The 26,193-nt window shown below is 32.2% G+C and carries 30 protein-coding genes; 26 read left to right on the plus strand and 4 right to left on the minus strand.

From position 1 onward, the window contains the following. Position 1: 1 nt before the first annotated feature. The 8 genes from BMY18_RS09935 to BMY18_RS21035 all read left to right on the plus strand — a co-directional run bounded on the left by BMY18_RS09935 (position 2) and on the right by BMY18_RS21035 (position 6,388). A complete protein-coding gene (locus tag BMY18_RS09935; protein ID WP_092453543.1) occupies positions 2-1,237 on the plus strand; it encodes a hypothetical protein in 1,236 nt (411 codons plus the stop codon). Between the two features lie 126 nt (positions 1,238-1,363). Then, the gene (locus BMY18_RS09940) at positions 1,364-2,071 is read left to right on the plus strand and encodes a lantibiotic protection ABC transporter ATP-binding protein (protein ID WP_092453545.1); all 708 of its coding nucleotides are present in this window, start codon (positions 1,364-1,366) and stop codon (positions 2,069-2,071) included. 1 nt (position 2,072) lies between these two features. Then, positions 2,073-2,828 (plus strand): lantibiotic immunity ABC transporter MutE/EpiE family permease subunit, encoded by a 756-nt coding sequence (locus BMY18_RS09945; RefSeq protein ID WP_092453547.1) that lies wholly within the window; start codon positions 2,073-2,075, stop codon positions 2,826-2,828. Beyond that, positions 2,829-3,584, plus strand: coding sequence for a lantibiotic immunity ABC transporter MutG family permease subunit (locus BMY18_RS09950; RefSeq protein WP_092453549.1), 756 nt, complete (start codon positions 2,829-2,831; stop codon positions 3,582-3,584). A gap of 99 nt (positions 3,585-3,683) precedes the next feature. Then, entirely contained in the window at positions 3,684-4,343 is a 660-nt protein-coding gene (locus BMY18_RS09955; RefSeq protein WP_092453551.1) for a response regulator transcription factor, read from the plus strand. Beyond that, the gene (locus BMY18_RS09960; protein WP_092453553.1) at positions 4,334-5,719 is read left to right on the plus strand and encodes a sensor histidine kinase; all 1,386 of its coding nucleotides are present in this window, start codon (positions 4,334-4,336) and stop codon (positions 5,717-5,719) included. The genes BMY18_RS09955 and BMY18_RS09960 overlap by 10 nt, the downstream gene beginning before the upstream one ends. Positions 5,720-5,924: 205 nt before the next feature. Beyond that, entirely contained in the window at positions 5,925-6,155 is a 231-nt protein-coding gene (locus BMY18_RS09965) for a hypothetical protein (protein ID WP_092453555.1), read from the plus strand. A gap of 89 nt (positions 6,156-6,244) precedes the next feature. Next, complete coding sequence (locus BMY18_RS21035; RefSeq protein WP_170841369.1) at positions 6,245-6,388, plus strand: hypothetical protein; 144 nt, start codon at positions 6,245-6,247, stop codon at positions 6,386-6,388. Positions 6,389-6,658: 270 nt separating this feature from the next. Here BMY18_RS21035 and BMY18_RS09970 read toward each other — a convergent pair whose 3' ends face one another. Further along, positions 6,659-8,029, minus strand: coding sequence for a YhgE/Pip domain-containing protein (locus BMY18_RS09970; RefSeq protein ID WP_092453557.1), 1,371 nt, complete (start codon positions 8,027-8,029; stop codon positions 6,659-6,661). Positions 8,030-8,226: 197 nt separating this feature from the next. Between BMY18_RS09970 and BMY18_RS09975 the strand changes: the two genes are divergently transcribed. Then, entirely contained in the window at positions 8,227-8,814 is a 588-nt protein-coding gene (locus BMY18_RS09975) for a TetR/AcrR family transcriptional regulator (RefSeq protein WP_092453559.1), read from the plus strand. A 67-nt stretch (positions 8,815-8,881) separates the two neighbouring features. Here BMY18_RS09975 and BMY18_RS09980 read toward each other — a convergent pair whose 3' ends face one another. From BMY18_RS09980 to BMY18_RS09990, 3 genes are all read right to left on the minus strand, one after another. Then, on the minus strand, positions 8,882-9,877 hold the full coding sequence (locus tag BMY18_RS09980; RefSeq protein WP_242941007.1) for a BMP family protein: 996 nt from the start codon (positions 9,875-9,877) through the stop codon (positions 8,882-8,884). 123 nt (positions 9,878-10,000) lie between these two features. Beyond that, the gene (locus BMY18_RS09985; protein ID WP_092453563.1) at positions 10,001-10,483 is read right to left on the minus strand and encodes a nucleoside deaminase; all 483 of its coding nucleotides are present in this window, start codon (positions 10,481-10,483) and stop codon (positions 10,001-10,003) included. A gap of 193 nt (positions 10,484-10,676) precedes the next feature. Further along, positions 10,677-11,426, minus strand: coding sequence for a GntR family transcriptional regulator (locus BMY18_RS09990; RefSeq protein ID WP_092453565.1), 750 nt, complete (start codon positions 11,424-11,426; stop codon positions 10,677-10,679). 266 nt (positions 11,427-11,692) lie between these two features. On the opposite strand from BMY18_RS09990, the gene BMY18_RS09995 reads away from it, so the two are divergent. From BMY18_RS09995 to BMY18_RS10075, 17 genes are all read left to right on the plus strand, one after another. Further along, positions 11,693-13,078: an 8-oxoguanine deaminase gene (locus BMY18_RS09995; protein ID WP_092453567.1), complete on the plus strand. Its 1,386-nt coding sequence runs from the start codon at positions 11,693-11,695 to the stop codon at positions 13,076-13,078. A gap of 96 nt (positions 13,079-13,174) precedes the next feature. Then, a complete protein-coding gene (locus tag BMY18_RS10000; RefSeq protein ID WP_092453569.1) occupies positions 13,175-13,960 on the plus strand; it encodes an ABC transporter ATP-binding protein in 786 nt (261 codons plus the stop codon). After that, a complete protein-coding gene (locus BMY18_RS10005) occupies positions 13,957-15,591 on the plus strand; it encodes a hypothetical protein (RefSeq protein WP_092453571.1) in 1,635 nt (544 codons plus the stop codon). The genes BMY18_RS10000 and BMY18_RS10005 overlap by 4 nt, the downstream gene beginning before the upstream one ends. Positions 15,592-15,724: 133 nt before the next feature. After that, entirely contained in the window at positions 15,725-16,243 is a 519-nt protein-coding gene (locus tag BMY18_RS10010) for a hypothetical protein (protein ID WP_092453573.1), read from the plus strand. 171 nt (positions 16,244-16,414) lie between these two features. Then, positions 16,415-16,768, plus strand: coding sequence for a hypothetical protein (locus tag BMY18_RS10015; RefSeq protein WP_092453575.1), 354 nt, complete (start codon positions 16,415-16,417; stop codon positions 16,766-16,768). 38 nt (positions 16,769-16,806) lie between these two features. After that, entirely contained in the window at positions 16,807-17,181 is a 375-nt protein-coding gene (locus BMY18_RS10020; RefSeq protein WP_092453577.1) for a DUF6483 family protein, read from the plus strand. A gap of 425 nt (positions 17,182-17,606) precedes the next feature. Further along, entirely contained in the window at positions 17,607-19,136 is a 1,530-nt protein-coding gene (locus BMY18_RS10025) for a Y-family DNA polymerase (protein ID WP_092453579.1), read from the plus strand. A gap of 127 nt (positions 19,137-19,263) precedes the next feature. Then, a complete protein-coding gene (locus BMY18_RS10030; protein ID WP_092453581.1) occupies positions 19,264-19,722 on the plus strand; it encodes a YolD-like family protein in 459 nt (152 codons plus the stop codon). A gap of 374 nt (positions 19,723-20,096) precedes the next feature. Further along, a complete protein-coding gene (locus BMY18_RS10035) occupies positions 20,097-20,732 on the plus strand; it encodes an extracellular solute-binding protein (RefSeq protein ID WP_092453583.1) in 636 nt (211 codons plus the stop codon). Then, positions 20,695-21,099 carry a hypothetical protein gene (locus tag BMY18_RS10040; RefSeq protein WP_092453585.1) on the plus strand — a complete coding sequence of 135 codons (405 nt, stop codon included), beginning with the start codon at positions 20,695-20,697 and terminating at the stop codon, positions 21,097-21,099. Before BMY18_RS10035 ends, BMY18_RS10040 begins: the two co-directional genes overlap by 38 nt. After that, complete coding sequence (locus BMY18_RS10045; RefSeq protein WP_092453587.1) at positions 21,096-21,392, plus strand: sensor histidine kinase; 297 nt, start codon at positions 21,096-21,098, stop codon at positions 21,390-21,392. The genes BMY18_RS10040 and BMY18_RS10045 overlap by 4 nt, the downstream gene beginning before the upstream one ends. A gap of 214 nt (positions 21,393-21,606) precedes the next feature. Beyond that, positions 21,607-22,038: a MarR family winged helix-turn-helix transcriptional regulator gene (locus BMY18_RS10050; RefSeq protein WP_092453589.1), complete on the plus strand. Its 432-nt coding sequence runs from the start codon at positions 21,607-21,609 to the stop codon at positions 22,036-22,038. Continuing rightward, complete coding sequence (locus tag BMY18_RS10055) at positions 22,035-23,345, plus strand: cytidylate kinase family protein (protein WP_092453591.1); 1,311 nt, start codon at positions 22,035-22,037, stop codon at positions 23,343-23,345. Before BMY18_RS10050 ends, BMY18_RS10055 begins: the two co-directional genes overlap by 4 nt. 82 nt (positions 23,346-23,427) lie before the next feature. After that, positions 23,428-23,949, plus strand: a complete 522-nt coding sequence (locus BMY18_RS10060) for an HXXEE domain-containing protein (protein ID WP_092453592.1) — start codon at positions 23,428-23,430, stop codon at positions 23,947-23,949. 103 nt (positions 23,950-24,052) lie between these two features. Continuing rightward, positions 24,053-24,616, plus strand: coding sequence for an RNA polymerase sigma factor (locus BMY18_RS10065; RefSeq protein WP_092453594.1), 564 nt, complete (start codon positions 24,053-24,055; stop codon positions 24,614-24,616). After that, on the plus strand, positions 24,606-25,364 hold the full coding sequence (locus BMY18_RS10070; RefSeq protein WP_092453596.1) for a hypothetical protein: 759 nt from the start codon (positions 24,606-24,608) through the stop codon (positions 25,362-25,364). The genes BMY18_RS10065 and BMY18_RS10070 overlap by 11 nt, the downstream gene beginning before the upstream one ends. A gap of 201 nt (positions 25,365-25,565) precedes the next feature. Further along, on the plus strand, positions 25,566-26,066 hold the full coding sequence (locus BMY18_RS10075; protein WP_092453597.1) for a hypothetical protein: 501 nt from the start codon (positions 25,566-25,568) through the stop codon (positions 26,064-26,066). Positions 26,067-26,193 lie beyond the last annotated feature (127 nt).

Here is a 26,193-nt window from a genome sequence, read left to right on the forward strand (position 1 = left end):
TATGCGAGAATTAGGTATACTTATTAAGTTTGAATATATAAAATTATTCAAAAAGCGATCTACTTGGATTATATTATTTCTTCTTTTGGCTGCCGGTATATTTGGAAGTGTTGAGATGCTTATTGGTAACGATATAAATAATGGGAAAACAGGAACTAATTATGAAAATATGATAAAATACAAAAAAAACGCACTTGCATTATCTGGAAGGAAAATTAATACAGAATTGATTCAAGAGGTGAAGACGGCGAATTTATCGTATTTAGAAAGAACTTCCAATGTGCGTGAGGTTACTAAGCTTAATGAAATATATAAGGAAACTACAGAACCTTATGAGTCAATTATTCCTTTGTTATCGGTGGTATATACAGGAGGTGATGATGCAACAGAAGTTCTTGCACATCTTACACAGGAAGATATGGATAATTTCTATCCATTATTGCTTGAGAGACAAAAACAATATTTGGAAAGTGATAATTTATTAACAAAAGCAGAAGAAGAAAAACTGATGGTGTATCAGGCAGAAATGGATATACCGTTTTCATATTCATATGATGGGGGATGGCAGCGGGTTAGAGAATTGTTGGATTCATATGGAATGATATTTCTTATATTTGGCATATCAATCTGTATTGCTCCAATTTTTGGTGGTGAATATAGCAATAAAATGGATTCTTTAATCTTGTCTACAAAATATGGTAAGCAAGTAGAAATATGGGCAAAACTGATTATGGCATTTTCGTTTACCTTATTGGTATCGGTTATTTATTTACTAATTCAACTGGCAGTGGTGTTAATGCTATATGGTACAAGTGGAGCGAACAATCCAATACAACTCATTTTGAAATTGAAGAATGTTGTTTATCCATTGGATAATATAGAATTGACAATGATTTATATTATTTGTGTAGTATGTGCAACTCTTTTGTCTACGGCTATTACTTGCGTACTTTCATCAAAAATGAAAACATCATTTAGCGCAATTATTATATGTTTTATGTTAACGATTATACCTGTGCTTGTTCAGATACCTGAAAAGTATCGCTTATTAAATAAAATATATTCGTTATTGCCTAGTCGCATAATTCAAAGCAAAAATATATTCCCAAATTATATGTATGGAATTGGGAAATGGTTAGTACCAGCATATCACTTTATTCCATTGTTTTGTATACTGGCGGCAACTGGATTAGTGGTAATTGCTTTTAGAGGATTTAGAAACCATCAAGTTGCTTAAGAATACTTAGCTTTATTATTAATGAATGAATCCCCGTAGAAAAATATGGGGATTTATTTTTCAAAATCCTTATAGAATTCTTATAACTTTCAATTATGATGTGAACATAAATGGAGGATGAAAAGAATGAATGAATTAATTTTAGAAACAAGAAATCTTTGTAAATCATTTGGAAAACAAAAGGTGGTACAGGATATCTCCCTTGAAGTGAGAAAAAATTCAATCTATGGATTGCTAGGACCGAATGGTGCAGGAAAATCCACTACTTTGAAAATGGTGACAGGAATGCTTCGCCCAACCAGCGGTGAAATCTTATTTGAAAATCAGCCATGGAGTAGGAAAAGTTTAAATGATATTGGAGCTTTGATTGAGGTAGCGCCACTTTATGAGAACCTAAATGCAAGAGAGAATCTAAAGGTAAGAACAACCGTTTTAGGATTGCCAAATGAAAGAATTGATGAAGTATTGCATATTGTAGATTTGAAGAACACAGGGAAAAAGAAGGCTGGTCAGTTTTCAATGGGGATGAAACAAAGATTAGGAATCGCGATTGCATTGCTGAATAATCCGAAGCTATTGATACTAGATGAACCAACGAACGGACTTGATCCATTTGGAATACAGGAACTTAGGGAATTAATCCGTTCTTTTCCAAACCAAGGAATTACGGTGATTTTATCGAGCCATATACTCAGTGAAGTTGAGCAGGTAGTTGACCATATTGGAATTATTTCCGGTGGAATTTTGGGGTACCAAGGTGAGATTAAAAAGGGCCAGGATTTGGAACAATTATTTATGGATGTTGCAGGAAAATACAGAAGGGAAGGCGAATGATATGTATTCTTATTTTAAATCGGAGGCCTTAAAAATGAGGCATACCTTTGCGGAAAGGCTAATTATTATTGCACCATTGTTTACAATTCTGCTGGCATTGCTTATCATGCCAGGAATGTATTTTCAAGTGGAATGTTATAACTGGTTTTATTCATTAATACTTCCTGGAATGATTTCATTAGGATGTACATTAGTAGCTATGAAGGATAAAAAAATGAAAAATATGGGAGTGATTTCCCTTCCAATCAATTTAAAAAAAGTATGGATTGCAAAAATCCTTGTATGTATGGTTATGACTTTTATAGCATGTTTCCTTTTGTTTTTAGGGACTTCAGCGATAGGAGCAATTACTAATTATAAGAATGCATTTAGAATTCCAATGTTAAATGGGTTTTTAGGAGTGATCGTTTTAGTTGTTACTTTTATGTGGCAGATTCCAATTTGCATGTTCATTGGCACTAAATTAGGAATGCTGCCAACTTTATTAATTAATGTTGGTGCTTATAGTGTATTTGCTATCATGGCGGCTACAGAAAGCTATTGGTGGATTGTTCCATATTCAATTCCAAGTAGATTAATGTGCCCTATTCTAAAGATTTTACCCAATGGACTACCAGCTGTTGAAGAAAGCTTTACATATAAACCGGAATTATTGTCTAGTAGCGTAGTCCTACCTGGAGTCACGATAACGATTATTTTGTTCTTAATTTTGACAGTAATAACAGCAAAATGGTATAAAGGGCAGGAGGCAAAATAGATGAAATCATTTTTTCGCCTTTTAAAAGGTGATTTTCAAAAAATCCGTCATACATCAATCTTTTGGATTCATGTTGCAATTCCAATTATAGGAGTTATTCTGTTTCTTTCCTACTATTCATTTTCAAGTTGGAGTACAGAGGCTAAGGTTAGTGGATATATGCAGGCACTATCGAGAGCATTTCCACTGCTAATTGGTATTATTAGTGCAATGATAGTAGATCAAGAAGCTTTAGCAGGTCATTTTCAAGTGCTTTTGATGGCAAAGACAAAATATCTGAGCTTTTTCAGTAAGCTGTGTATGTTACTTCTAATGGGATTTGGATCGATTATCCTTGCGGTAGGTGGCTTTGCTTTTGGATTAGAGTTTTTACTTCATGAGAATTCTTTTTCGATTACTTTTTATTGCAATATGATTTTGATACTATTCTTTAGTGAAATTTTTCTATATATATTGCATATTATATGTAGTTTTAGATTTGGAACGGGAGCTTCTATAGGTCTTGGAATTGCAGAGACTTTGATTTCAACTATTATGTTAACACAACTGGGGGATAAAGCCTGGAAATGGATTCCCTGTGGTTGGAGTGGTAGATTTTGCGATTATTATCTTGAGTGTAAGACAAGTGTTGGGGACATTAGCAATTTTATAAAAGAATTTAAAAGCGGTGCAATTATATGTTTTGCTATGACATTGATTTTGCTGGTGGGAAGTATTCTTTGGTTTCAGTATTTTGAAGGAAGAAATGAAGAATAGTAATTTGCTAATAGCAATAGATAAATTATTCCTATTAGCAAAAGATAAAGGTTTCAATTGGAAAAGGATAAGTTATAATAGAGAAAAGGATGTGATGAGTTGGCAAATATATTAGCAATTGATGATGAAGCTGGAATACTAGAGTTGATAAAATCAGCTTTGTTAAGTCAAGGACATCAGGTTACAACAGTGATTGATCCATCTATATTTCCATTGGAGCAGTATTCAAAATATGACTTAATTTTACTAGATGTTATGATGCCTAATATGGATGGATTTACGCTATGCAGAAATATTCGTAATCTTGTAGATTGCCCAATCCTGTTTCTAACAGCAAAATCTATGGAAGAGGATATTGTACAAGGACTAAGTATCGGTGGTGATGATTATATCTCAAAACCATTTGGTCTTGCAGAATTGCGTTCAAGGGTAGCGGCACATTTACGCAGGGACCAAAGGGAAAGACATCATAGCTTTGTTGCGTCAGGATTTAATTTTAATTTGGCAGCAAAAGAACTCTTTTTAGGAGATGAACAGATTCGCTTGACAAAGAGTGAATATGAAATTAGTGAATATCTGGCTCTTCATCATGGACAGGTGTTTTCAAAAGAAAGGATATATGAAGTAGTATTTGGATTTAATGGAGAAAGTGACAGCTTAGCTGTTGTTGAGCATATAAAAAATATTCGAGCAAAACTTGCAAAACAAAATGCTTCTCCAATAGAAACGGTTTGGGGGATTGGATATAAATGGTGTTAAAAGGAAAAAGAAGTCTTAGAAATATATTTATCAGATATTTTATATATTTTAGTTTGCTTACAGCTGGTTTGTTTTTGTTCTATATCATATTATATGGAGTTATGCTTAATAAGGGGATTTTACTTCCTGCCAATTATTTGGAACAAAAGATTGAAAGTAATCGGAATACAATATTGGAGGCAGATATAGTAACGAAGGATATGATACCAGAGGGCTGTGGATATGGTGTCTATACTGAAACGGGTAAAATGCTTACTGGTAATTTCACCAGTAAAGAGGCAGATACTTATTGGGCTGCTATGCAAGCTAACCAAAACGTGGCATGGGGAACCAAGTATTATAAAGTGTTCAATAGGAATAATGAAACTTGTATTGTTTCGTATAAGTTAATAGGGCAGTTTAGTAACCCATTATTAAAAAAGTATTTTGGAAATGCAGAATTATGGATAGGTATTCTATTCCTTTTTATTTTTATAGGGGAAATACTGCTGTTATCAGCTAAATTTGGTCGATATTTTTCCAAAGAAATAAAAACTTTAATGAATGTAAGTGAGAAAATCAGAGCTCAGGATTTGGATTTTGAAACGGTGCATTCAGACATCCGTGAAATTGAAGAGGTGATTGGCTCTTTGGATCAAATGAAAATCGCATTAAAGGGTTCTTTAGAGAAACAATGGGATATGGAAAGATCAAGGAAAAATCAAATTTCTGCACTAGCACATGATATTAATACACCTTTGACGATTATTAAGGGGAATGCAGAATTAATCAATGAAGTATGTCAAGACGAATCTCAGCTAAAATATAATACTTATATTGTAAATAGTAGCCGTGAGATTGAACATTATCTTAAAGTGCTTATGGATATGACAAAGTCAGAAGAATTATTGGTTTTAAAACCAGCTAAAATAGAAACTAAAATGTTTTTGCAAAAGCTTTTAGAACAGGAAAAAGCGCTGGCTTCCGAAAAAAATCTAGAACTTATGAATGAAATAGAAACCGTATCGGAGTTCTTTTATGCTGATAAGGAACTTTTATATCGAGCGATTATAAACGTAATTGCGAATGCAGTTGAGCATTCAGAAAAAAATAGCAAACTGCTTTTAAAAGTTAGTGAGAGTGAAACTGTATTACAATTTTTAATTGCAGACAGTGGAAGGGGATTTTCAAAAGAAGCATTAAAATCTGCAACGGAACAGTTTTACCGTGAGGACAAGAGTAGAAATTCTAAAAATCATTATGGTATTGGACTTTCAATTACAAAATCATTTATTGAATTGCATCATGGAACAGTAGAATTGTCTAATTCTATTGAGCTAGGTGGAGCACAAGTGGTATTGAAATTACCATTATTAGAGAATAAATATATATCATAAATTATTATCAATTAAAGGTCTGATTTATGAATGTTAACAATGTTGCAGTAAGGAAGTAAGGGTATGTTAGTTATAAATAGTGATATTACATATGGTGTTGTCGAAATGGATGAAATTTATGTTGTTATTAGTGTATATAAAAACTATAATTTAGTATACACTTGTAGAATATTATGAGGTAAAGATCGAAAAGGAGGTGAATGAATTGAGTAATGACAAAAGAAACACCATAATAATAATTTTAACCTATCTATTTACTACTTTTATTACACAACCTATTAATTCAACTCTTGGAATGGCAAGTTATAATCCATTTGTTGATGGATTTGATATCAAACTATTAATAAGCTTGGGGTTATGGATAGTAATATCTTTAATTGTATATTTTGTTTTAAGTAGATTCCTTTTTAAGGAGACGACTAAAAAAGAAAATTAACAGATTTTACAGCAATTAATGAACTAAGCATTTTTCTAGTATAGTTCATCAATCATAAATATTAGGAGCTGAGAAAAGACGCATTTGATATGAAGGAAGGTAATGATTATAGAATTGGAAGTGATTTGCTTGTATCCTATGGGGATGAAGGTCTTGAGGCGATTAAGAAATATTTAAAATGCTTATTGGAGTACAAGAGGTTGATTGGAATATGCCATGGAAAAATATTTTAATAGCTGTAATTGGAGCTATATTTGTAACCCTTATAGCGAGTTTATTGTCAATGAAAGAAATTTAAAAAAGAATAATTGTTGACTATTTAAGGAGAAATTTAAAAATAAATTTTGATAGATAAAAGAAGAACATGTTACATAGAAATCATTTTATTGAATTAATATATCCTTTTAATGGTGCTGTGTCTGTAGATATATCAGTGATAAAAAAGAAAGAGATTTTAGTGATAGAAAAGTCACAAAATCTCTTTCTTTTAAGTTGTATTTAGGCTATAAAACTTCCTTAATGATACCGTTAGAGATTCTTTTATGCTCTACAAATGAAATTAGCATAACAAGTAAAGCCGATGTAACAGCTATCATAGTTAATATAAATAAGTTGTAATGATAATTCCTAGATTCAATGCTTAGAATTACATTGCGTAGTGCGTTAATGGTATATGTCATTGGCATATATGGATGCATGAATTTATAGAAGTTAGGAAGGATTTCCGGAGGCAATACTCCACCTCCGGCTGTTAACTGACACATCATAAACAACAGACAAAGAAGTTTACCAAAGCTTTTAAATAGCATAACTAACACTTGTATAAGTGTTGTAAATACCAATGACCCAAGTATGCAGACACCATAAAATTGCATTGTGTTTTGAACCTTAAGCCCTAATAGGGTATGTATAGAAAAAGCAATAAGAATAGCTTGGGCTATTCCAATAAGCTGATATCGGAATAAACCGAAATCTATGTTAATTTTTTGAGTAATATTAAGTTCTTTGAATTTAATGTTATCCAGACTAAATATTGTTATCATAATCATTAATCCACCAATGTATAGGCATAGAGACGTCATAAATGGAGTCAATGCTGTACCTGTATTTTCGGCCTCACCGATTTTTGTATTTTCAATTCTTACAGGCTGGGATACATACTGACCGAGGCCCTGCATTGCTGCGGTACTATTTGACAACTGAACTACAGAATTGTCTACGGAACTTTTTATAAGCTTAATTGAGGAATTCAATTGTGCAAGTCCGTCACTAATTTGATTCGGCACCGGCAAAACTGATAATACTCCTTGCTGAAGCTGTGCAGAACCCTTATCTAATTTATCCAACCCATCACTTAATGACTTTAAACTGGTAGGAAAACTTTGGAGATTTATCGAAAGGTTTTCTACTATATTTGCTGAAATCATTTTGTTGATATTTCTTTCAATACTGGTGGAAAGGTTGGATAATATTGAGGATGCCAACATACCATTTTTATCAGTTGATTTGAAATATATAGTACCCTGGATCTTTTCTGCACTTCCCGCACTGGAAATGTTTTCTGTAAAATTTTCGGGGATAATAAGTTCTGCATAATAATTCTGACTAATAACGCCTTCATCTGCATCCTCTTTATTTGTAAATATCCAATTCACTTGATTATTTGACTTAAGGTTATCTACAAGATTATCTCCGATATTTTTGTTTACTCCATTCACTATAGTTCCTTTATCATTATTGACTACAGCAATGGGAATATTGGACATATGGCTAGTTGGATTCCAGTATGCTCCTAAAAATAATAATGCATATAAAGCTGGTACTAATAAAAGTGTGAAAATAATTATAGATTGTAATACAATTCTTTTTTTCATCTTTTTGCTCCTCTTTTTGTTTTAAATTTTGCCTTAAATAAATATATTACTTATAATACGTAAAATATGTAAGATATGTAACTATATAATTAATATATTTCATAAGTATAAAAACGATTATACATTACACTTCTTGATTTTTCAAGAGTTATATAATATAATTATAAATAAATTTCATATTTTAGGAGAGTTATAAAATGAATGGTTTTGAAAGAAGAAGACAAGAAAAAGAAGAAGCTATATTGTATGCAGCACTTGAATTGTTTAAACAATATGGGTTTAATAAAGTTAGTATAGTTGATATAGCGACTAGGGCCTCAGTATCTCAGGTTTCAATTTACAATTTTTTTAAAAGTAAAGAAAATCTAAAAAAAGAATTATTAAAAAAACTTTGGGATAATTATTATGAAGCAATAATGTCTATTATGGGAAGTGATATAAGTATACAAGACAAGTTTGAAAAGTTGTTTTTTACTGTAGTGAATTATTATAGAAATCATACTGCTAATTTTATGGCAGAATCTTTTCGTAGTCAGTTGGAAAAGGGTGAAAACACTATAGAATCTCAGTTTGTTTTAATTGAGAGGGAAATAGTAACATTACTCAATGAAGGAAAGAATGAAGGTATAATTAAACATAATATTTCTATAGAAGCTATGTTAAGTTATATTGAAATGTTTCGTTTTTATTTAATTTATAACCCAGAGGCAGCTTTAAATTATGATAAAAAACCAGAGCTTCTGAAAGAAATGATTGATTTATATTTAAATGCTTTGTGGGTGTAAAAATATACAACACCTCCTATAATAATTAATTATTATAGGAGGTGTCTTTTTATAATATTTGGAAACTTTATTGAATGAAAGTATTATTTTTTATTTTTTCAATGATCTCAAGATACTGAGTCTTAATGTTTTCTGGTACTGATTTAGAAAAGATACCTACATTCAAAGAGCCGTTTGAGAGATTTCCATAAATGGTTTTATTGCCGAAGGAATTATTAATAATGTCTGACATACAAAGGCCAACCATTATAGAATTGTCAGTAACTACACTATTGATGATAACATTAGACTTTTGATCTGCGAGCAAATCACTTGGCTGACCAATATCGTATCGATCCGTATAATTGGATAATGCTTCACGTGCGCCAGAATCAACGGCGCTTGCATCACCGAACAGAACATCGGCATTATTTACTGTAACCATTGCATTTGCAATTTCTTTGCCTTTTGCAGCGTCGCTAAATGATCCTGCATATGCAGAAACAACATGAATATTCGGATTTACAGCTTTTGCAGCTATCTCGTAATTTTTTAATTTATCTAGTGTTGTGTCTAGTTCTATACCACCAATAAAGCCAATTATATTTGTCTTTGTCGTTAGCCCCGCTAAAGAACCAGCCATGTAACCGATTTGTTTTGCATCTGGCAATATAGAAACAATATTATTCGTTTCAAGAGAACCATTTAATAATGCAAATTTTACATCAGGGTAATCAGCAGCAGCAGCTTTTACTGCATCTGAAAATTCGCCACCAGGTGCAAAGATCAAATCAACGTTTATATCACAGTAAGAACGTATGGCGGATTCAAAATCAGCAAAGTCTAATGCGTCGGTATAATATGTTTCAAACCCGTATTCTTTAGCAGCAACTAACATTGCATTGTAACAGGCAGTGCCCCAGCCGCCATCAGTAATGCTAGAATCACAGATCATAGCTACCGTATATTTTTTTGATCCGGTAGCTGTTTTGTCACTTGATTCTTTCGTGGTAGAATTGCAACCAGTTAATGTAGTAATAACCATAACCATAGCCATCAATAATGTAATAATTTTCTTTTTCATAATTCATTCCTCCAAATAGATTTTTTTTAATTCGTGATATGTTGCATAAAAAAAGTGTAGAAGAAACCCTACGAAGGGCTTTCCTCTACACTTTTGTAGACACTTGAAAATATTTTCATGATATTAATTCCAAAAACCTTGATGCACTTTAAGGATTAATTCTTCAACTTCTTGAAAAGGGCCAACTACTTCGATGTTTTTTTGGCCTCTTGTAAATACTTCTTTACAAGGAAGATCGAAAGTAGGATTTTGAGCATTATCTCCTGTTAGTTCCAGTAGTCTTTTTTCGCTTATACCATAGACAACTCTACCGACATTTCCCCAATAAATAGCTCCAGCACACATGGCACAAGGCTCAGCGGTACTATATAATGTGCAATTCCAAAGAAAATCTTTGGTGTATTTGTGAGATGCACATGCCATCAACATAGTTTCTGCATGACCGGTGCAGATTGAATCAGTAATCTCAATGTTTTCTTGTTCCAGAAGCACATTACCTTCGCTATCAACTAATATTGCCCCAAAAGGTGTATTACCATTATTTCTTGCTCTTTGTGAAACCTCTACACATTTGACAATATAATTAATATCATTTTTCTTGCTCAAATTTTCACCTCCTAGTAAAACAGATTAATTCTTTTAATAAAAATGAGTAATAGGTATTACCTATTTTTGTATTGTATTGCCTAAATACAATATTGTCAATATGTAATTAAAAAAATATATATATTTAAGAACTTTCTTTTCGAAGGGATGAGCAGTGTAAAAAAAGATAAAAAAACTTCTTATGATTGTCCAATCATAAGAAGTTTTTTTGTCTGATTAAGTTGAATCGAATAATTTCTGTATTAATATATTCATTGGTATAAATAATGGGTATATCATGATCATCAAAATTAACGATATCACAATTTAAAAATGATTTGACACCTTCAATTTGAAAGCTTTTTTTTAAAATTGCATTTTCTTCACTTGTAACTGTAGACAATTCAACCTTATCCCAAGTTATTTTTCTCCCAAGTTTTTTTTTGGATAATTCAAATATAGAAAGCTCTAGTTCCTTTTTTTGAATATTTTTATCAAATAACTCCTCCGCTATTCTATCAATACTATAGATTGCAGGTTTATTGTTTGCGTAAAATATTTTTTCAATCACTAAAATTTTGTTTTTGGGTTTTATTTGTAACTTATTGGTTTCATCTTCAGATCCCTGCCGAGTAGTTATATTGGCTATTTTAACATCAACCTCATAACCACTATCTATAATTACTTGTTTTAAATCACCTATAGGGTTAAGAGATACTTTCATCAGCAAAGCTTCTTTATTTACAAAGGTTCCTTTTCCTTGTCTTCGGAAAATAATACCTTCTGTGGCTAATTCATTTAATGCACTTCTTACAGTGATTCTACTGACCCCCAACATTTCAGCTAAAATTTCTTCTCTTAACAGTTTATTGGAAACATTGATGTCCATAGATTTTATATATTTATATATTTCTTTTTTTGTAATCTGACTTAAAGATTCTTCTTTTAGTAGTCTAAGATCCATTTTGATTTCTCCTCTAAGAAATAAGAATATTTGTTTCTGACTTTTAAGTGAAATGTCCAATTGGTAATACATATTATATATATTATATGAAACCATGTCAATTCATAAAAATTTCCCGACCACTTTCAACTTGCAATTTCCCCACCCCTATATTATAGTTTGAAATGTAACTATTCAAGAATCTCTTCTTAACAGTCACATTTATATAGAAATAAAGTGTCGAGTTAACCACTTAAAATACTCGTATAATTTAGGAGGTTAATCTTATGAAGAAAATTTTATTATGCAACATTTCAACAATATACACCTTCAATGATGAAGAACAGATATTGCAAAATAGCAGTATACTGATTGAAGGACATAAAATATCCAATATAGGAAAAGATATTAAAGTAACGTTAGAAGGTACAGCCGATACAGAAGTCATTGATTGTACTGGATTAGTTGCGCTACCCGGGTTTGTGAATACCCATCATCATTTATATCAAACATTATTTCGCGGTATAAAAGAGGTACAGGAAAAACCACTGTTTCCTTGGTTAGTGGGCCTTTATGAGTTTTGGAAAAATATCACGCCGGAGGCCGTATACTATGGTGCAATGGTAGGGTTTGGTGAATTAGTTCGAACTGGTTGTACCTTAACTTCGGATCATCACTATGTATTTCCAAACAATCAGCCCTCAACGTTAATTGACGAACAAATTAAAGCAGCAAAGGAGATTGGCATTCGTTTTCATGCAACAAGAGGGTCTATGTCATTAGGCATAGATCAAGGTGGATTGCCGCCAATGTCTGTGGTTCAAAGTGAGAGTAAGATACTAGAAGACTGTCATAGATTGGTCAGCCAATATCATAATATAGATGATTATGCAATGACAAGAATTGCATTTTCACCATGTTCTCCATTTTCAGTGACCAAACATTTGATGATTGAAACCAGAATTTTGGCTCGAGAATTAAATGTAATGATGCATACGCACCTTGCAGAGACGCTGGATGAAGAGAAATTTTGTATTGAAAAATATGGAAGAAGACCATTTGAACTGATGGAAGAGCTAGAATGGGTTGGCAAGGATGTGTGGTTTGCACATGGAATCCATTTAAATGATAGAGAAATTGCCAACTTACAAGGTTCGGGAATCGCTCACTGTCCTTCTTCTAATATGAAATTAAATAGTGGAATATGTAGAACAACGGAGATTTATCGTTCTAAAAAGGGAAACCTCAGTATTGCAGTAGATGGTAGTGCAAGCAATGATGGCTCAAATATGTTAGAAGAAGTAAAACGTGCATATTTGTTGAATCATTTAAAATACGGTGTAGATGGATTAAATGCTTATGAAATTTTAAAGATTGCTACTCGTGGTGGGGCCGACGTGCTTGGAAGAACTGATACAGGAAGGTTGGCAAAAAATAAGGCTGCGGATATTATCTTATTTGATTTAAACAAACTTGAATATGCAGGTTGTCATGATCCACTTGTATCGTTGGTATGTTTGGGGAATTCCAGTTATACTAAAATGACAATGATTGATGGTAAAATAGTTTCGCAAGATGGAACCCTTTGTACTGTAAATGAAAACCATATTTTTGAAAATGCCAATAGATTAGCTCAAAATATTGTGAGTCAGGAGAGAAAAACCCAAAGGTAGTAAACTTTTTATTTGTAAAATTTGGAAAATATGATAAAATAATATTAGTCTATTGATGAATTTTTTATAAATAAAAAAAGGGAGAACTAAGGGGAAATGGGAGAGAATGTAACAGTTGAACTTAAAAATCTACGGATGAGTTATGGAGCAAAGGAAGTATTAAAGGGGATCAACCTTGAGGTACATAAAGGTGAAATTATTGGCTATATCGGCACTAATGGAGCGGGTAAAAGTACAACCATAAAAATTATCTTAGGAATTGTAGAAGGTTATACGGGCGAAGTAAAGGTACTTGGAAATGATATTTCGAAAGACCCGATTGAATATAAGAGAAAGATTGGATATGTTCCGGAAGTGGCAGATATTTATGATAATCTGACAGCTAGAGAATATCTAACCTTTATTGGGGCGCTGTATGGATTATCCTATCAACTGGTAGATGAAAAAGCTTTACGGTTGATGAAGATTTTTGGAATTGATAATGTCTATGATTCCCGTATTAATTCTTATTCCAAGGGCATGAAACAAAAGATCTTACTGATTGCAAGTATGCTTCATAATCCGGATATTTTGTTTTTGGATGAACCTTTAAGTGGGTTAGATGCAAACAGCGTGATGATTGTTAAGGAAATCTTATTGAATCTTTCCAGGCAGGGAAAGACGATTTTTTATTCCTCCCATATCATGGATGTGGTAGAGAGAATCAGTAATCGGATTATCTTGATTAATAATGGACAGATTGCTGCTGACGGCAGTTTTGAAGAACTGAAAGATAGATCTAGCGAAGGCTCTTTAGAGCAAATTTTTAATCAAATCACTGGTTTTGACGAATATGAGACGCTGGCGGGGGAATTCGTTTCTATTATCGAGGAGGCTATATGAAATTTAAAAGTTTAGCTCTGTTAGACAGAATTAGCCCCCTTTTTAAAAAAATGGGAATTGATTATGAAACGATGAGAATTATATTATATATTAAGTTGCTTATGGATGGCAGAAGAGTTCCGACTGTATTTGGTTCTGGAAAGAATCAGTCTGATTCTATGAATAAAAATCAATTTTTAAGGTCACTTTGGATGTATTTGATTATGGGCGTGATTTTGATTCCATTTATCATTATGAAAAATAATTATTTATTTCAAATGGGTATGGTTTTTGGAATTGTAATATTTTTGGTAATCACTTCCTTGATTTCAGATTTTTCTTCTGTATTGTTGGATATTCGTGACAGAAATATTATCGGTGTTCGGCCGGTTGACCGAAAAACGTTAAGTATGGCAAAAACACTTCACATATTAATATATATGATTTGTCTTACTGGAGCATTGTGTGGACCGGCATTGCTTATATCTGTTGTGGTACAGGGACCAGTGTTTTTCCTTTTGTTTTTGGTTTCCCTGATATTCATTGATATCATCAGTATTATTTTTACTACTTTTGTATATTTTTTTATTTTGAAATATTTTGATGGTGAGAAATTAAAGGATATTATAAATTATATCCAGATTGTGTTAGCAATGGTTGTAATGGTTAGTTATCAGTTAATCGGAAGGATGTTTAGTGTGATTGACATTCGTATTGAATTTGTTCCAAGCTGGTGGCAGTATTTGGTGATTCCTATTTGGTTTGCAGCACCTTTTCAAATACTTCAAAAGGCAGAGATGAATTTTTATTTAGTTACCTATACTGCAATGGCAGTAGTAATACCGCTTATTTCTATTTATATATATATCAAAAAAATCCCAATGTTTGAGAAATATCTTCTTAAGATGGGAAACAATTCTATAAAAAGAAAAGAGAGGAAGAAACAATCTGAAGGGGTATTGCTTAGACTTTTCTGCAGAAGTCGTGAGGAAAGAATATTTTTTCGCTTTGCAAAGGATATGATGAATAATGAAAGACAATTTAAATTAAAGGTATATCCATCCTTGGGATTTTCTTTGATTTTTCCTTTTATTTTTATTATTCAAAGAGCTGCTGAGTCCGGTCTTCACGAGCTAGCCAAGGGACGGACCTATTTATTCATTTACTTTTGTGGCATGATGCTTCCAACATTGATTATGCTAATGGGGTGTTCTGAGAATTATAAGGCGGCATGGATTTATAAGGTACTGCCAATCAAGGATTTCAAGCAGGTCTTTCATGGAACTATGAAGGCATTTATGGTCAGACTATTTGTTCCGCTATATGTGCTGGAGGCAATCATTTTTATCTTGATTTTTGGTGTGCGGATTATTCCTGATATTCTTGTGGTTTTTGTGGCATCAAGCATATACAGTATTTTATGCTTCATATTTATGGAGAAATCTTTACCTTTTTCAAAACAATTTGATTCAATACAGCAGAGTAATGTGGGGGTGTCAATGCTTTTACTTCTAGTACTTAGCATCATGGCCGGAGTTCATTTTGCAATTACATACATTCACTTTGGAGTTTTGATTTATCTGGCTGTATTGTTGATTATCTTTATAATATTATGGGAAAATGCGTTTCATTTTTCAAGACGACACGTATGATTTATAAGAAGGCTTATTCCTATCAGCTGGATGAAAGTTGGAATTTTAGCTATTTAGAGTGAAATTTAAAAGTATATATTGTATACAGATGGGATAATCTGTTTTATATGATAGAAAAGAGGATGACAAAATTATGAACTCAAAACATAAAATCTTGGTAATAGTACTTTTGCTTTTTTTAATACTTGGAATTGCTTTTTATTTTATTATTAAAATGCCGAGAGTCCAAAGCTATTTTTTTAATGGCAATCGTACAACAATTAATGTAAAAATATTTATTGATGATAAAGAATTATCTCTTGATAATTTAATCGCAAGCTGTATTTTTGAAAAAAAAGATTGTGAGGTAAATTCCAAAAATGGAACGTTTACTACGGCTGGTGGAAATTATGGGATGTACAAATTTACTATAACAATTCCCCAAGAACGATTAAATGAATATGGAAAGGATATCTTACTAAACCTTAATTATTTGAATGCAAATGATTGGTACATATCTAATAGTGATTGTGTGATTTATCTTAAAACTGATAATGATATTCTTTCAGGTAAAACAGAAGTAAATGTTAAATACAATGATCACACATCGCAAAACTATAAAAATGATATCAAATCATTAGAGAATGTGATTAATATTAATTGGGGAATATAATAATATTACTATTTATTAGCATTGGTATCAAATGTTTTTCTTGCCTTATGGCTACTTACAGAGCACGAGAACCTACTGTTTTATGGTGAGAAACTAATGATATTATTGAAAGGCGTGTAAAGAAAGTAGTCAATGATACAATAACAAATTTAAATATGTGGTGGTGATGTAATGGATTCGAGTACAGAATATTTAAACAATAATCAATATAAATTAAAGCGTTTGTTGATAAGATTGTTAATTGTGTTGTTTACAGTGTCTATTTCTGTTGCCATTATTCCAAGCGGTATATTGATTTTGCAAGGATTTTTTGGTGAAGTTAAGATTGCTGTAGTTGAGGAAAGAGAGACAGCCCAAGAACAACAAGATATACAGCGAACTATTAATTTAAAAGAGAATATACGAATCTTTAATATTTGGCTGTTAATTATTATAACAATATTGTTGTTGCGTTTTATTATACATTCGTCAAAAGCACCACCACATCAAACATTAGTATCAATAAGGGTGCGTATGGATGATTAAATCGTTTCTGTAATATCTATTGCAGAAAGGAGATTAAAATGTTTGAGCAAGACTATATTATACGAATGATAAAAGAAATGGTTAGGGTAATACTAAAGCTACTTTTTAATATTGATGCGGACTCACAAACTGCTAAGCTATTTGAAAATGAGCAGAAACAAAATCTGTTTAATAAATTGAAAAATAGGATTGATGAAGGGGATATTAATAATTCAGAAAATGAACTTTATTCTATCATTGAAAATAGGGAAAAGGAAGATTTGGAAATAGCCATATTGTTTTATTCATATTTAAATGATATGGATGAAGATTTCCTTTTAGAGCATGATTTTAGCAGAGAAGAAGTAAAATCAGGATTGCAAGCTATATTATCAAAATATGGTTTTAAAGGAATAACAGATATATTTTTGTGAAATTGGATTTATATGGTTAGGATTTTGCAAATAATAAAGAGGATGATATTCTGGCGAAAATAGTCGCCGAATATCTCCTTTTTTGCGTTGTATTTAGCTAGAAGAAATGTTATACTAAAAATGTAAAAGAACAAGTGTTCTTATTTTTGCATAAAAGTAATAATCCTTCATCAACAACCTTCATCAATAATAAAAAATCAGATATGAATGAGCGTTATAATAGTATTTCTAGAATTATGGGAATAACTATATATATAGAAGATATAATTTAGCACCGGCGCAGAACTTACAAATATTCTAATGCATTCATAGTGTTAAGTATTAGGCGTAATCCAAGAATTCCAATTGATATGAGAAAGAATTGTAATAAATATAAAACAATTTATATATAATCAATTTATTAAAAAAATATAGGAGGCAAACGAATGGAACAGGAAAATCATATATATATCGCGATTGATCTCAAATCTTTCTATGCCTCTGTTGAATGTGTGGAGCGTGGGCTTGACCCATTAACCACTAATCTTGTAGTTGCAGATGCGAGTCGAACAGAAAAAACAATATGTCTTGCAGTAACTCCTTCATTAAAATCTTTCGGGATTCCAGGAAGAGCGAGGCTATTTGAGGTTGTGCAGAAAGTGAAAGAAGTAAATGCAACTAGGAGGAGCAAAGCACCTAATTATTCATTTACAGGTTCTTCTTTCGATGAGACTGAATTAAAAGGATCACCTGAATTGTCTCTAGATTATATTACAGCGCCGCCTAGAATGGCAGCCTATATGGAGTGCAGTACACGCATTTATAATATATATTTGAAGTACGTTGCACCAGAGGATATTCACGTCTATTCCATAGATGAGGTATTTATGGATGTGACTCATTATCTGCAGACAGCGAATCTTTCAGCCAGAGAACTGGCAATGAAGATGATACATGAGGTCCTTCAAACGATTGGAATTACTGCAACAGCCGGGATCGGTACAAACCTTTATCTTTGTAAAATAGCAATGGATATAGTAGCGAAACACATACCGGCAGACAAAGATGGAGTGCGAATTGCAGAACTAGACGAGATGGCATATAGACAAATTCTTTGGGCCCATAAACCTCTGACGGATTTCTGGCGTGTTGGAAGAGGGTATTCCAAGAAACTAGAAGAGAATGGGTTGTTTACAATGGGTGATGTGGCAAGGTGTTCCATTGGAAAGAAGAATGAGTATTATAATGAAGATTTACTATACAAGTTATTTGGAATAAATGCAGAACTTTTAATTGACCATGCGTGGGGCTGGGAACCCTGCACAATTGCAGAGGTAAAGACATATAAACCAACTACAAACAGTACTGGCTCGGGACAGGTTCTACAGTGTCCATATAATTATGAAAAAGCAAGACTGATTGTACGTGAAATGACAGATCTTCTAGTACTTGATCTGGTTAATAAAGGTCTTGTGACTGATCAAATGGTTCTAACAGTAGGCTATGATATTGAAAATCTAAGTAATTCAGAGTTAAGAAGAAAATACCATGGACCAATAACGACAGATCACTATGGACGTCAGGTTCCAAAACATGCACATGGAACAGCAAATATTAGTCGTCAGACATCCTCAACAAAGCTAATTATTGATGCTGTTATGGATTTATATTCCCGGATTGTGGATAAGAACTTATTGGTTAGGCGAATAAACATTACAGCAAATCATGTGGTGGGTGAAAACACTGTAGCAAAAGACAAACCTTATGAACAGCTTGATTTATTTACAGATTATGAATCCAAGCAAAAGGAAAAAGAAGAAGAAGATGCTCAATTGCTACGGGAAAAGAAGATGCAACTTGCTATCCTTGATATAAAGAAAAAATATGGAAAAAATGCCATACTAAAAGGTACGAACCTGGAAGAAGGAGCCATGACAATGGAAAGAAACAATCAAATCGGAGGTCATAAGGCATAAGGAATAAGGCATAAGGAATAAGGCATAAGGAATAAGGCATAAGGAATAAGGCATAAGGAATAAGGCATAAGTCATAAGCCATAAATAATAAATGGTACACTTATAAATATGCGAAAGGGGACAGGAAATGAAAGAAGATAATAAAGATAAGCATCAATACGACGATATCATCAACTTACAGCATCATGTCTCTGGTAGTCGTGAGCATATGTCTGTGCTTGACCGTGCTGCACAGTTTGCTCCATTTGCAGCGGTGGTAGGTTATGATGGAGCAATCAAAGAGACTGCAAGACTGACAGATCATAGGATAGAACTGGATGAGGCTGAAAAAACTATATTAGATGAAAAACTAAGAATTGTACAGGAACAGTTAGGCAGAAAGCAGGAGATAGAATTTGTATTCTTTCGACCAGATGCAATGAAAACAGGTGGGGCTTATATCTGCGTGAGGGGAACTGTAAAGAAAATTGATGGATACGAACGTGTTGTGATTATGCAGGATGGAACAAGGATTCCGATAGATGAGATTGTGGATATCACAGGAGAAATGATTCAAACTGTGGATGATTTCTTTGAGTTAGAATAGAGAAAACAAAGCCCTTAGTATACCGTTAGATAAAATTTCATTAAATTAGATAATATAAAAGGAATATAGGCATCTCTTCGGAGGTGCTTTTTTTCATGGCATCAAGGAGATCCCGATATGGATTCTAATGATTATTAATAGAAATGTCATTGTGGGATTAACTGCCACAGTGGCATTTTATGTTTTGCGGTAATCATTCTTAAGAAAATCGTAAGATTTAATATAGGATATCTTAAAATATGAAAAACTGTAATTGATATAATTAAGCGTATCAATGCAGATGATTTTATAATCAAAACTTCGATCGTTTAATTATTAATCATTTGACGATGTTGACACAAAGAATATGGTATGAATTTAGAAAGCGGGGAAAAATGAGAATTAAAAAGATTAGTAGAAAATTGAAAATAGCTATAGTGAGTATACTCGTAGCGATCGCAATTGGAATAACTGTTTTCACATGTTTAGTAAAGAAACCAGAAACAGGAGTAAAGACATTAACTGTTTATTATGTCAAGAATACAGCATATTTTGAAGAAGCGTTAACATTTTATAAGCAGTTAAATACAAAAATTGTACTTAATATGGTGGCTTTCGAAAAAGAAGAAGAACTTTCTGAAAAACTGGCCACAGATATGGCAACAGGTACAGGACCGGATGTAATTCTTTTTTCCGATTCTACGACACTTGATGTGTATAAATCATGTAAAGGCGATAATTTTGCTGACCTTTCTTCTTATTTTTCGAAGGATGAAACTTATACAGATGATAAGTATTTTAAAAATGTAATTGAAAATATCAAGACAGATGGTAAACAATACATAGTTCCATTTACATTTAAATTCACCGCTTATGGAATGAAAAAGAGTGTCGCAGACAAATTGCAAATTAAAAATCTTGATTCCCCTATGACTTATAAGGACTTTATGAACAATGTTCTATCTTATCAGAAGAAACTACATTTCAAGTGTTTTGAAAGAGTTTGTAGACCAACATATAAAAGCTGGTGAAAGTTCAAATGCAACTGTTACCGGTTTCGCAAGAACTGGTCTGGATTCTTCCTATTTTTATAATGGTCCAGTTCCGGTGTTTTTCCCAATTTTAAGTTCAATGCTAGACTCTAATTATAATGACTCACTCATATTTACAGGCGTTCCAAGTACTGGTGAGGCAAAAGGGTATAATGCATCGATCAAGACGTTTGGAGTAGCAAATAATGCTAGTAAATCTAAAAAAGAAAATTATCAACTTTTAAAATATATGATGGATTATAATTATAAACTTGATTTCTGGGCAGAGTTTGGAATGTCTGTAAACAAGAAAGGGTTTGATGATATTTTGCAAGGCTATTTGATAATTTACTTAAAAATGCAGTGAATTATAGCTATAATAATACAAATATTAAAATTGAAGTAATAAAGCTGGAAAATTTTCTGACGATAACTTTTGAAAATACTGGTGATGAAATACCAGAAGAAAAAATACCGCATATATTTGAAAAATTCTATAGAGTTGATGTTTCCAGAGGTACTAAATATGGAGGTGCTGGTTTGGGACTAGCAATTGCTAAGAATATCGTTGAATTACATAATGGAACAATAGATGTAAAAAGTTACGAAAAGAAAACAATATTTACAATAAAACTTCCAATCAAAGAATGGATAGAATAGAAATTGAGAAAATTGTAAGAATCACTATAGAATATCTTAAAAATATAAATCTCAAAATTGATATAATGATAATATCAGTTTTGAGATTTTTTTGCTAGGCATCAAAATTGCACTTGAATAATTGGTTGACATATCAAATTAATAAACATATACTTATATTTCGTTACAGATAGTTAGCATACAAACAATTAGTAAGCTAACAGTAGGAGGGAATATGGATAAAAGTTTTCATTATTTGAGTATGATTAATCAGTCACAGCTTCAGAAAAAAGCATTAATAAAGTTAACAGGAATAGGGTTAACACCTGGACAACCCAAAATATTAGACTATCTAGGATTACATGATGGAAGTATACAAAAGGATATTGCATATGGTTGTCAAATAGATCCGGCTACACTTACAGGAATATTGGAACGTATGGAAGCAAAAGAGCTGATAGAACGGCATATACAGAAAGGAAATAGACGTTCTAGTTATGTTTACTTAACAGACAGTGGAAGAGAAAAAGCGAAAATGGTAGCAGAGAAATTTCTTGAAATAGAAGAATCGGTATTTGAAGGGATTGAGATGGAAGAAAGAGAGCAATTTATGAATATATTTTATAAAATATGCTGCAATATGGTTGATACGGAGGGACTACAATGAGCCAGAAAGAGCTATTAAAAAGATATGGTTTATTTTTTATAGGACTATTTGTAAACTCGTTTGGTGTAAGTTTCATAACGAAAGCAAGCCTGGGCACATCACCTATTTCAAGTATTCCATATACATTAAGCCTTGGTTTTAGACCGACACTAGGGATGTTTACTCTTTACATAAGCATTTTGTTGGTTATTATGCAAATAATATTACTTCGTAAAAATTTTCCAAAACATTATTTATTACAGATACCAGTATCTTTTCTATTTTCTTGGTTTATTGATTTAACGATGGAACAGTTATCTTTTATGAATCCTGATATGTATATAGTAAAGTTTATCTTTCTAATTGTAGGATGCATAATATTAGGCGTAGGTGTTTATATGGAGATGGCAGCTGATGTAGTAATGTTACCAGGTGAATCATTTGTAAAGGCAGTGTCAATGACATTCCATAAAGATTTTGGTAAGACGAAGGTTGTATTTGATTCGTCTATGACAATTATTGCAGGTATTATAGGATTTATTTTATTTCACAAACTTGAAGGGGTGCGAGAAGGAACTATTATAGCAGCATTACTTGTAGGGTTGATCGCACGGTACTTAAAGAGAAAGTTAACATTTGTTGAGGACTTCCTGGTTGAAAAAGCAAGTGAAGCAGAAGCTGTTCAAGAATATGCGAATAATACTGTTATTACAATTAGCAGGGAATACGGAAGTGGTGGAAGACAGATTGCGCAGAAATTAGCAGAAAAATTAGGATTTGATTATTTTGATAGAAGTATTATTGCAAGGACAGCACAAGAGATTAATTTACCGGAAGCATATATAGAAGCAAAAGAAGAGACGATGACAAATAGCTTTCTGTATGATTTGTTTTCGCAGTATCAAGCATTGACAGAAGAACAAACTGAATTGGACAAGTTGTATGTGATTGAAACGAAGATTGTTAAGGAGGCTGCCAGCAAGGGGAATTGTGTAATTGTCGGAAGATGTGCTGATTATATTTTGAAAGATGTTCGCAATTGCTATAATATATTTTTATATGCAAAAGAGGATTTTAAAGTACAGCAGATAATGCAACGTGAGCATCTTGATAAAATAGGAGCATTAAAACATGTGCATGATATTAATAAAAAACGTTTAGCACATTATAAATATTATACAGGTAAAATATGGGGCCTTTCAAAAAATTACAATCTATGTTTGGATGTTAGTACACTTGGTGAAGATGAGGTAGTTGAAATGATTAAGCAGTATATAGAATTTGCTCAACCTCCGTTTGACAATACTATTAGTAAAGATACCAATTGAACTAATGGATAAATATGGTATAATATTCAAAATAGACATAAAGGGTATTTATATTTCATCCCAATTTAAGGAGGCAACGTTCTTGGAAAAATACATATGGATTTTCCCCATCTTATTTATCTTTCATGACTTGGAGGAAATCATCGGATTTGGCATCTGGGGCAAAAAAAACATACCTATTATGGAAAAGAAAATACCAAAACTTGTTCCTATGTATAAGAAATTATTTATGCTTTATAGCACCGAAGGGATGGCTTTGGCAGTTTTCGAAATTTTGGTCTTATGCATAGTAATATGTTTACTTGCAACGTACCTTGGCCTATATCAAATTTGGATAGGAGCATTTATTGCTTTTATTCTTCATCTTTTCATGCATATCGTTCAAGCCATCATTTGGCATGGTTATATTCCCGCTGTTATCACAAGTATAATAGCTGCTCCTATTAGCGTAATTATTGCACTGGACTGCATAAAGATTTTGAACTATAGCGCATATACCATTATATTATGGACTATAGTAGGCCTTGTTATAATTTTTGCGAATGTTAAGTTTGCACATTTTTTAATGCATTGGTTTACAAGAAAAATGAGCGTATGGATGTAAATTCTTGTTTGGTTGCTTTTTTATTTTATGACAAATGCAACCAAATATTTTGATTTCCTACTATATAAGTGAAGGTCTTAATAAACAATCGAGGGGGATGATAATGGATGATGAAAAAATTGTTGATTTATACTGGGAGCGATCTGAATTAGCTATTGCAGAAACGTCAATTAAATACGGGAAATATTGCCGCACTATTGCACTCAATATTCTTTGTAATCATTTAGATGCTCAAGAATGTGAAAATGACACTTATATAGCCGCGTGGAATGCAATACCACCGACTCGTCCTTTAAAACTACTCGTTTTTTTAGGACGATTGACTCGTAATATAGCGCTTGATAGATACGACTATAATACTGCAAAAAAACGAAATGGTAAATTTAACGTACTTCTTTCTGAATTAGAGGAGTGTATTCCTTCGGTTTATAATGTAGAATCGCAATATGAATCTGGGCAAGTTTCAAATGCAATCAGTAATTTCTTAAGCTCTATTGATTCAGAAATAAGGGTTATGTTCATTAGACGTTATTGGTATTCAGATTCGATCAAAGACATTTCAAAGCAGCTTGGGATAAGCGAAAGTAAATTAAAATCTATACTTTTTAGAACTAGAAATAAATTGAAAGTTTATCTTGAGAAAGAAGGTATCCTGTATGAACAATAAACAATTTTATAGAGAAATTGGCGAAATTCATGAGGATTTAATTGAGGAAGCGCGAATTGTTCAAAAGAAGTGTTCCTCAAATAAGAGGTGGATAAAATTAGTTACAGTAGCTGCTAGTGTTGCATTAATTGTTGGTGTTGCCGTAATTGGTATTTCTTTGATAAACAGTAGAAATAATGCCTTTCACCTTTCACTATCAAAAGGAAATATTCAAGTTTATTATACAAATAATACGTCGAATTTACAAGAAGACTACGACCTAGTGAGTCTATCGGAAGAAGAACTCTTTTCAAAATGTGATACAACTATTTTTAAGGGGACTATTTCCGAAATAAAAAATATCATAGTTAATTTAAATGGGGACGAACTATATATGGCAATTGCAAAAATAAATGTAAGCAAAGTATACAGAGGCAATTGTAACGAAAATGACACTATTTCAATGTTGCTTCCATGCCCAATAAGTAACCATGTATGGGTTGAGGATAGTGGAACAGTTTCGGCAATGCGGGAAGGAATGACAGGAATATTTATGCCTACCCAATATAGCGAAAGTTATTCTCGTGAAAAAAATGGAACTAAACTATATTATAAAGATATCGCTGATTATGGAATTCTGGATGGAGAACGATATGCATTTCTTGAAACAGAAAAAGGGCTTGTGTTTTCGAACTTGGCATACAAATCAATCTCTAATGCTAAGACATTGGATGAGGTAGAGACCTATATAAAATCAATGATTAATTGAGTATATTGGTAAATTGGTAAATTCGATAACAAGGAATCCTCATTGTGCTTGTGAATAAATTGAAAATACTTTAAAATTTGTTGACCTATGTATATTATGGTAGTATTATTTTCAAAGGGACAATATACATTAGGTAATTATCTATTGATATTTATTATACTTATTAATAACTTAATTAATGCTTACTTATAGGAGTATTTGATGAGAAAATCTGTCTTGTTTATGATGATATTAATGATGGTTCTAATCTCTTTACAAGGATGTACACAAAAGAGATCAATCAACAATGAATTAACAAAAAATCTAAATACTAAAATAATATCAGGTGATGTTATTAAAAGTGAAGACACTCACGGTGGGTTCCATGGTGATGGTGAAAGAATAATAGTAATAAAATATAACGCTGATTCAGTGGATTCTATGTTATCTAATATACAAAATAGTGGTAAATGGAGCGAGTTTCCTTTGAATGAAAGTTTGAATCTACTTATGTATGGTGGAAGTAAAGGCTATGCTAACTATGTGTATAAATTTGCTGAGAGTGTAGGTATTCCACAAATAGAGCATGGGTATTACTGCTTTGTCAATAGACAGACGGATAGTGAAGAAACCGACATATTAAATAGTCATTCACTTAATTTTACAATAGCCATGTTTGATTCGGATAATAATATATTATATTATTTTGAAAAAGATACATAATACGTATCTGATTAATAGCACTGTATATATTATATATTTATAAAGTTACATATAATATAGTAATATGGTATTATAAGGACTTTTGATAGACCTTAACACAACGATTTGAGAATGGTGGCCGCTCATT

Origin of the sequence: [Clostridium] fimetarium (genome assembly GCF_900111235.1) — a bacterium.
Taxonomy (GTDB): domain Bacteria; phylum Bacillota; class Clostridia; order Lachnospirales; family Lachnospiraceae; genus Clostridium_N; species Clostridium_N fimetarium.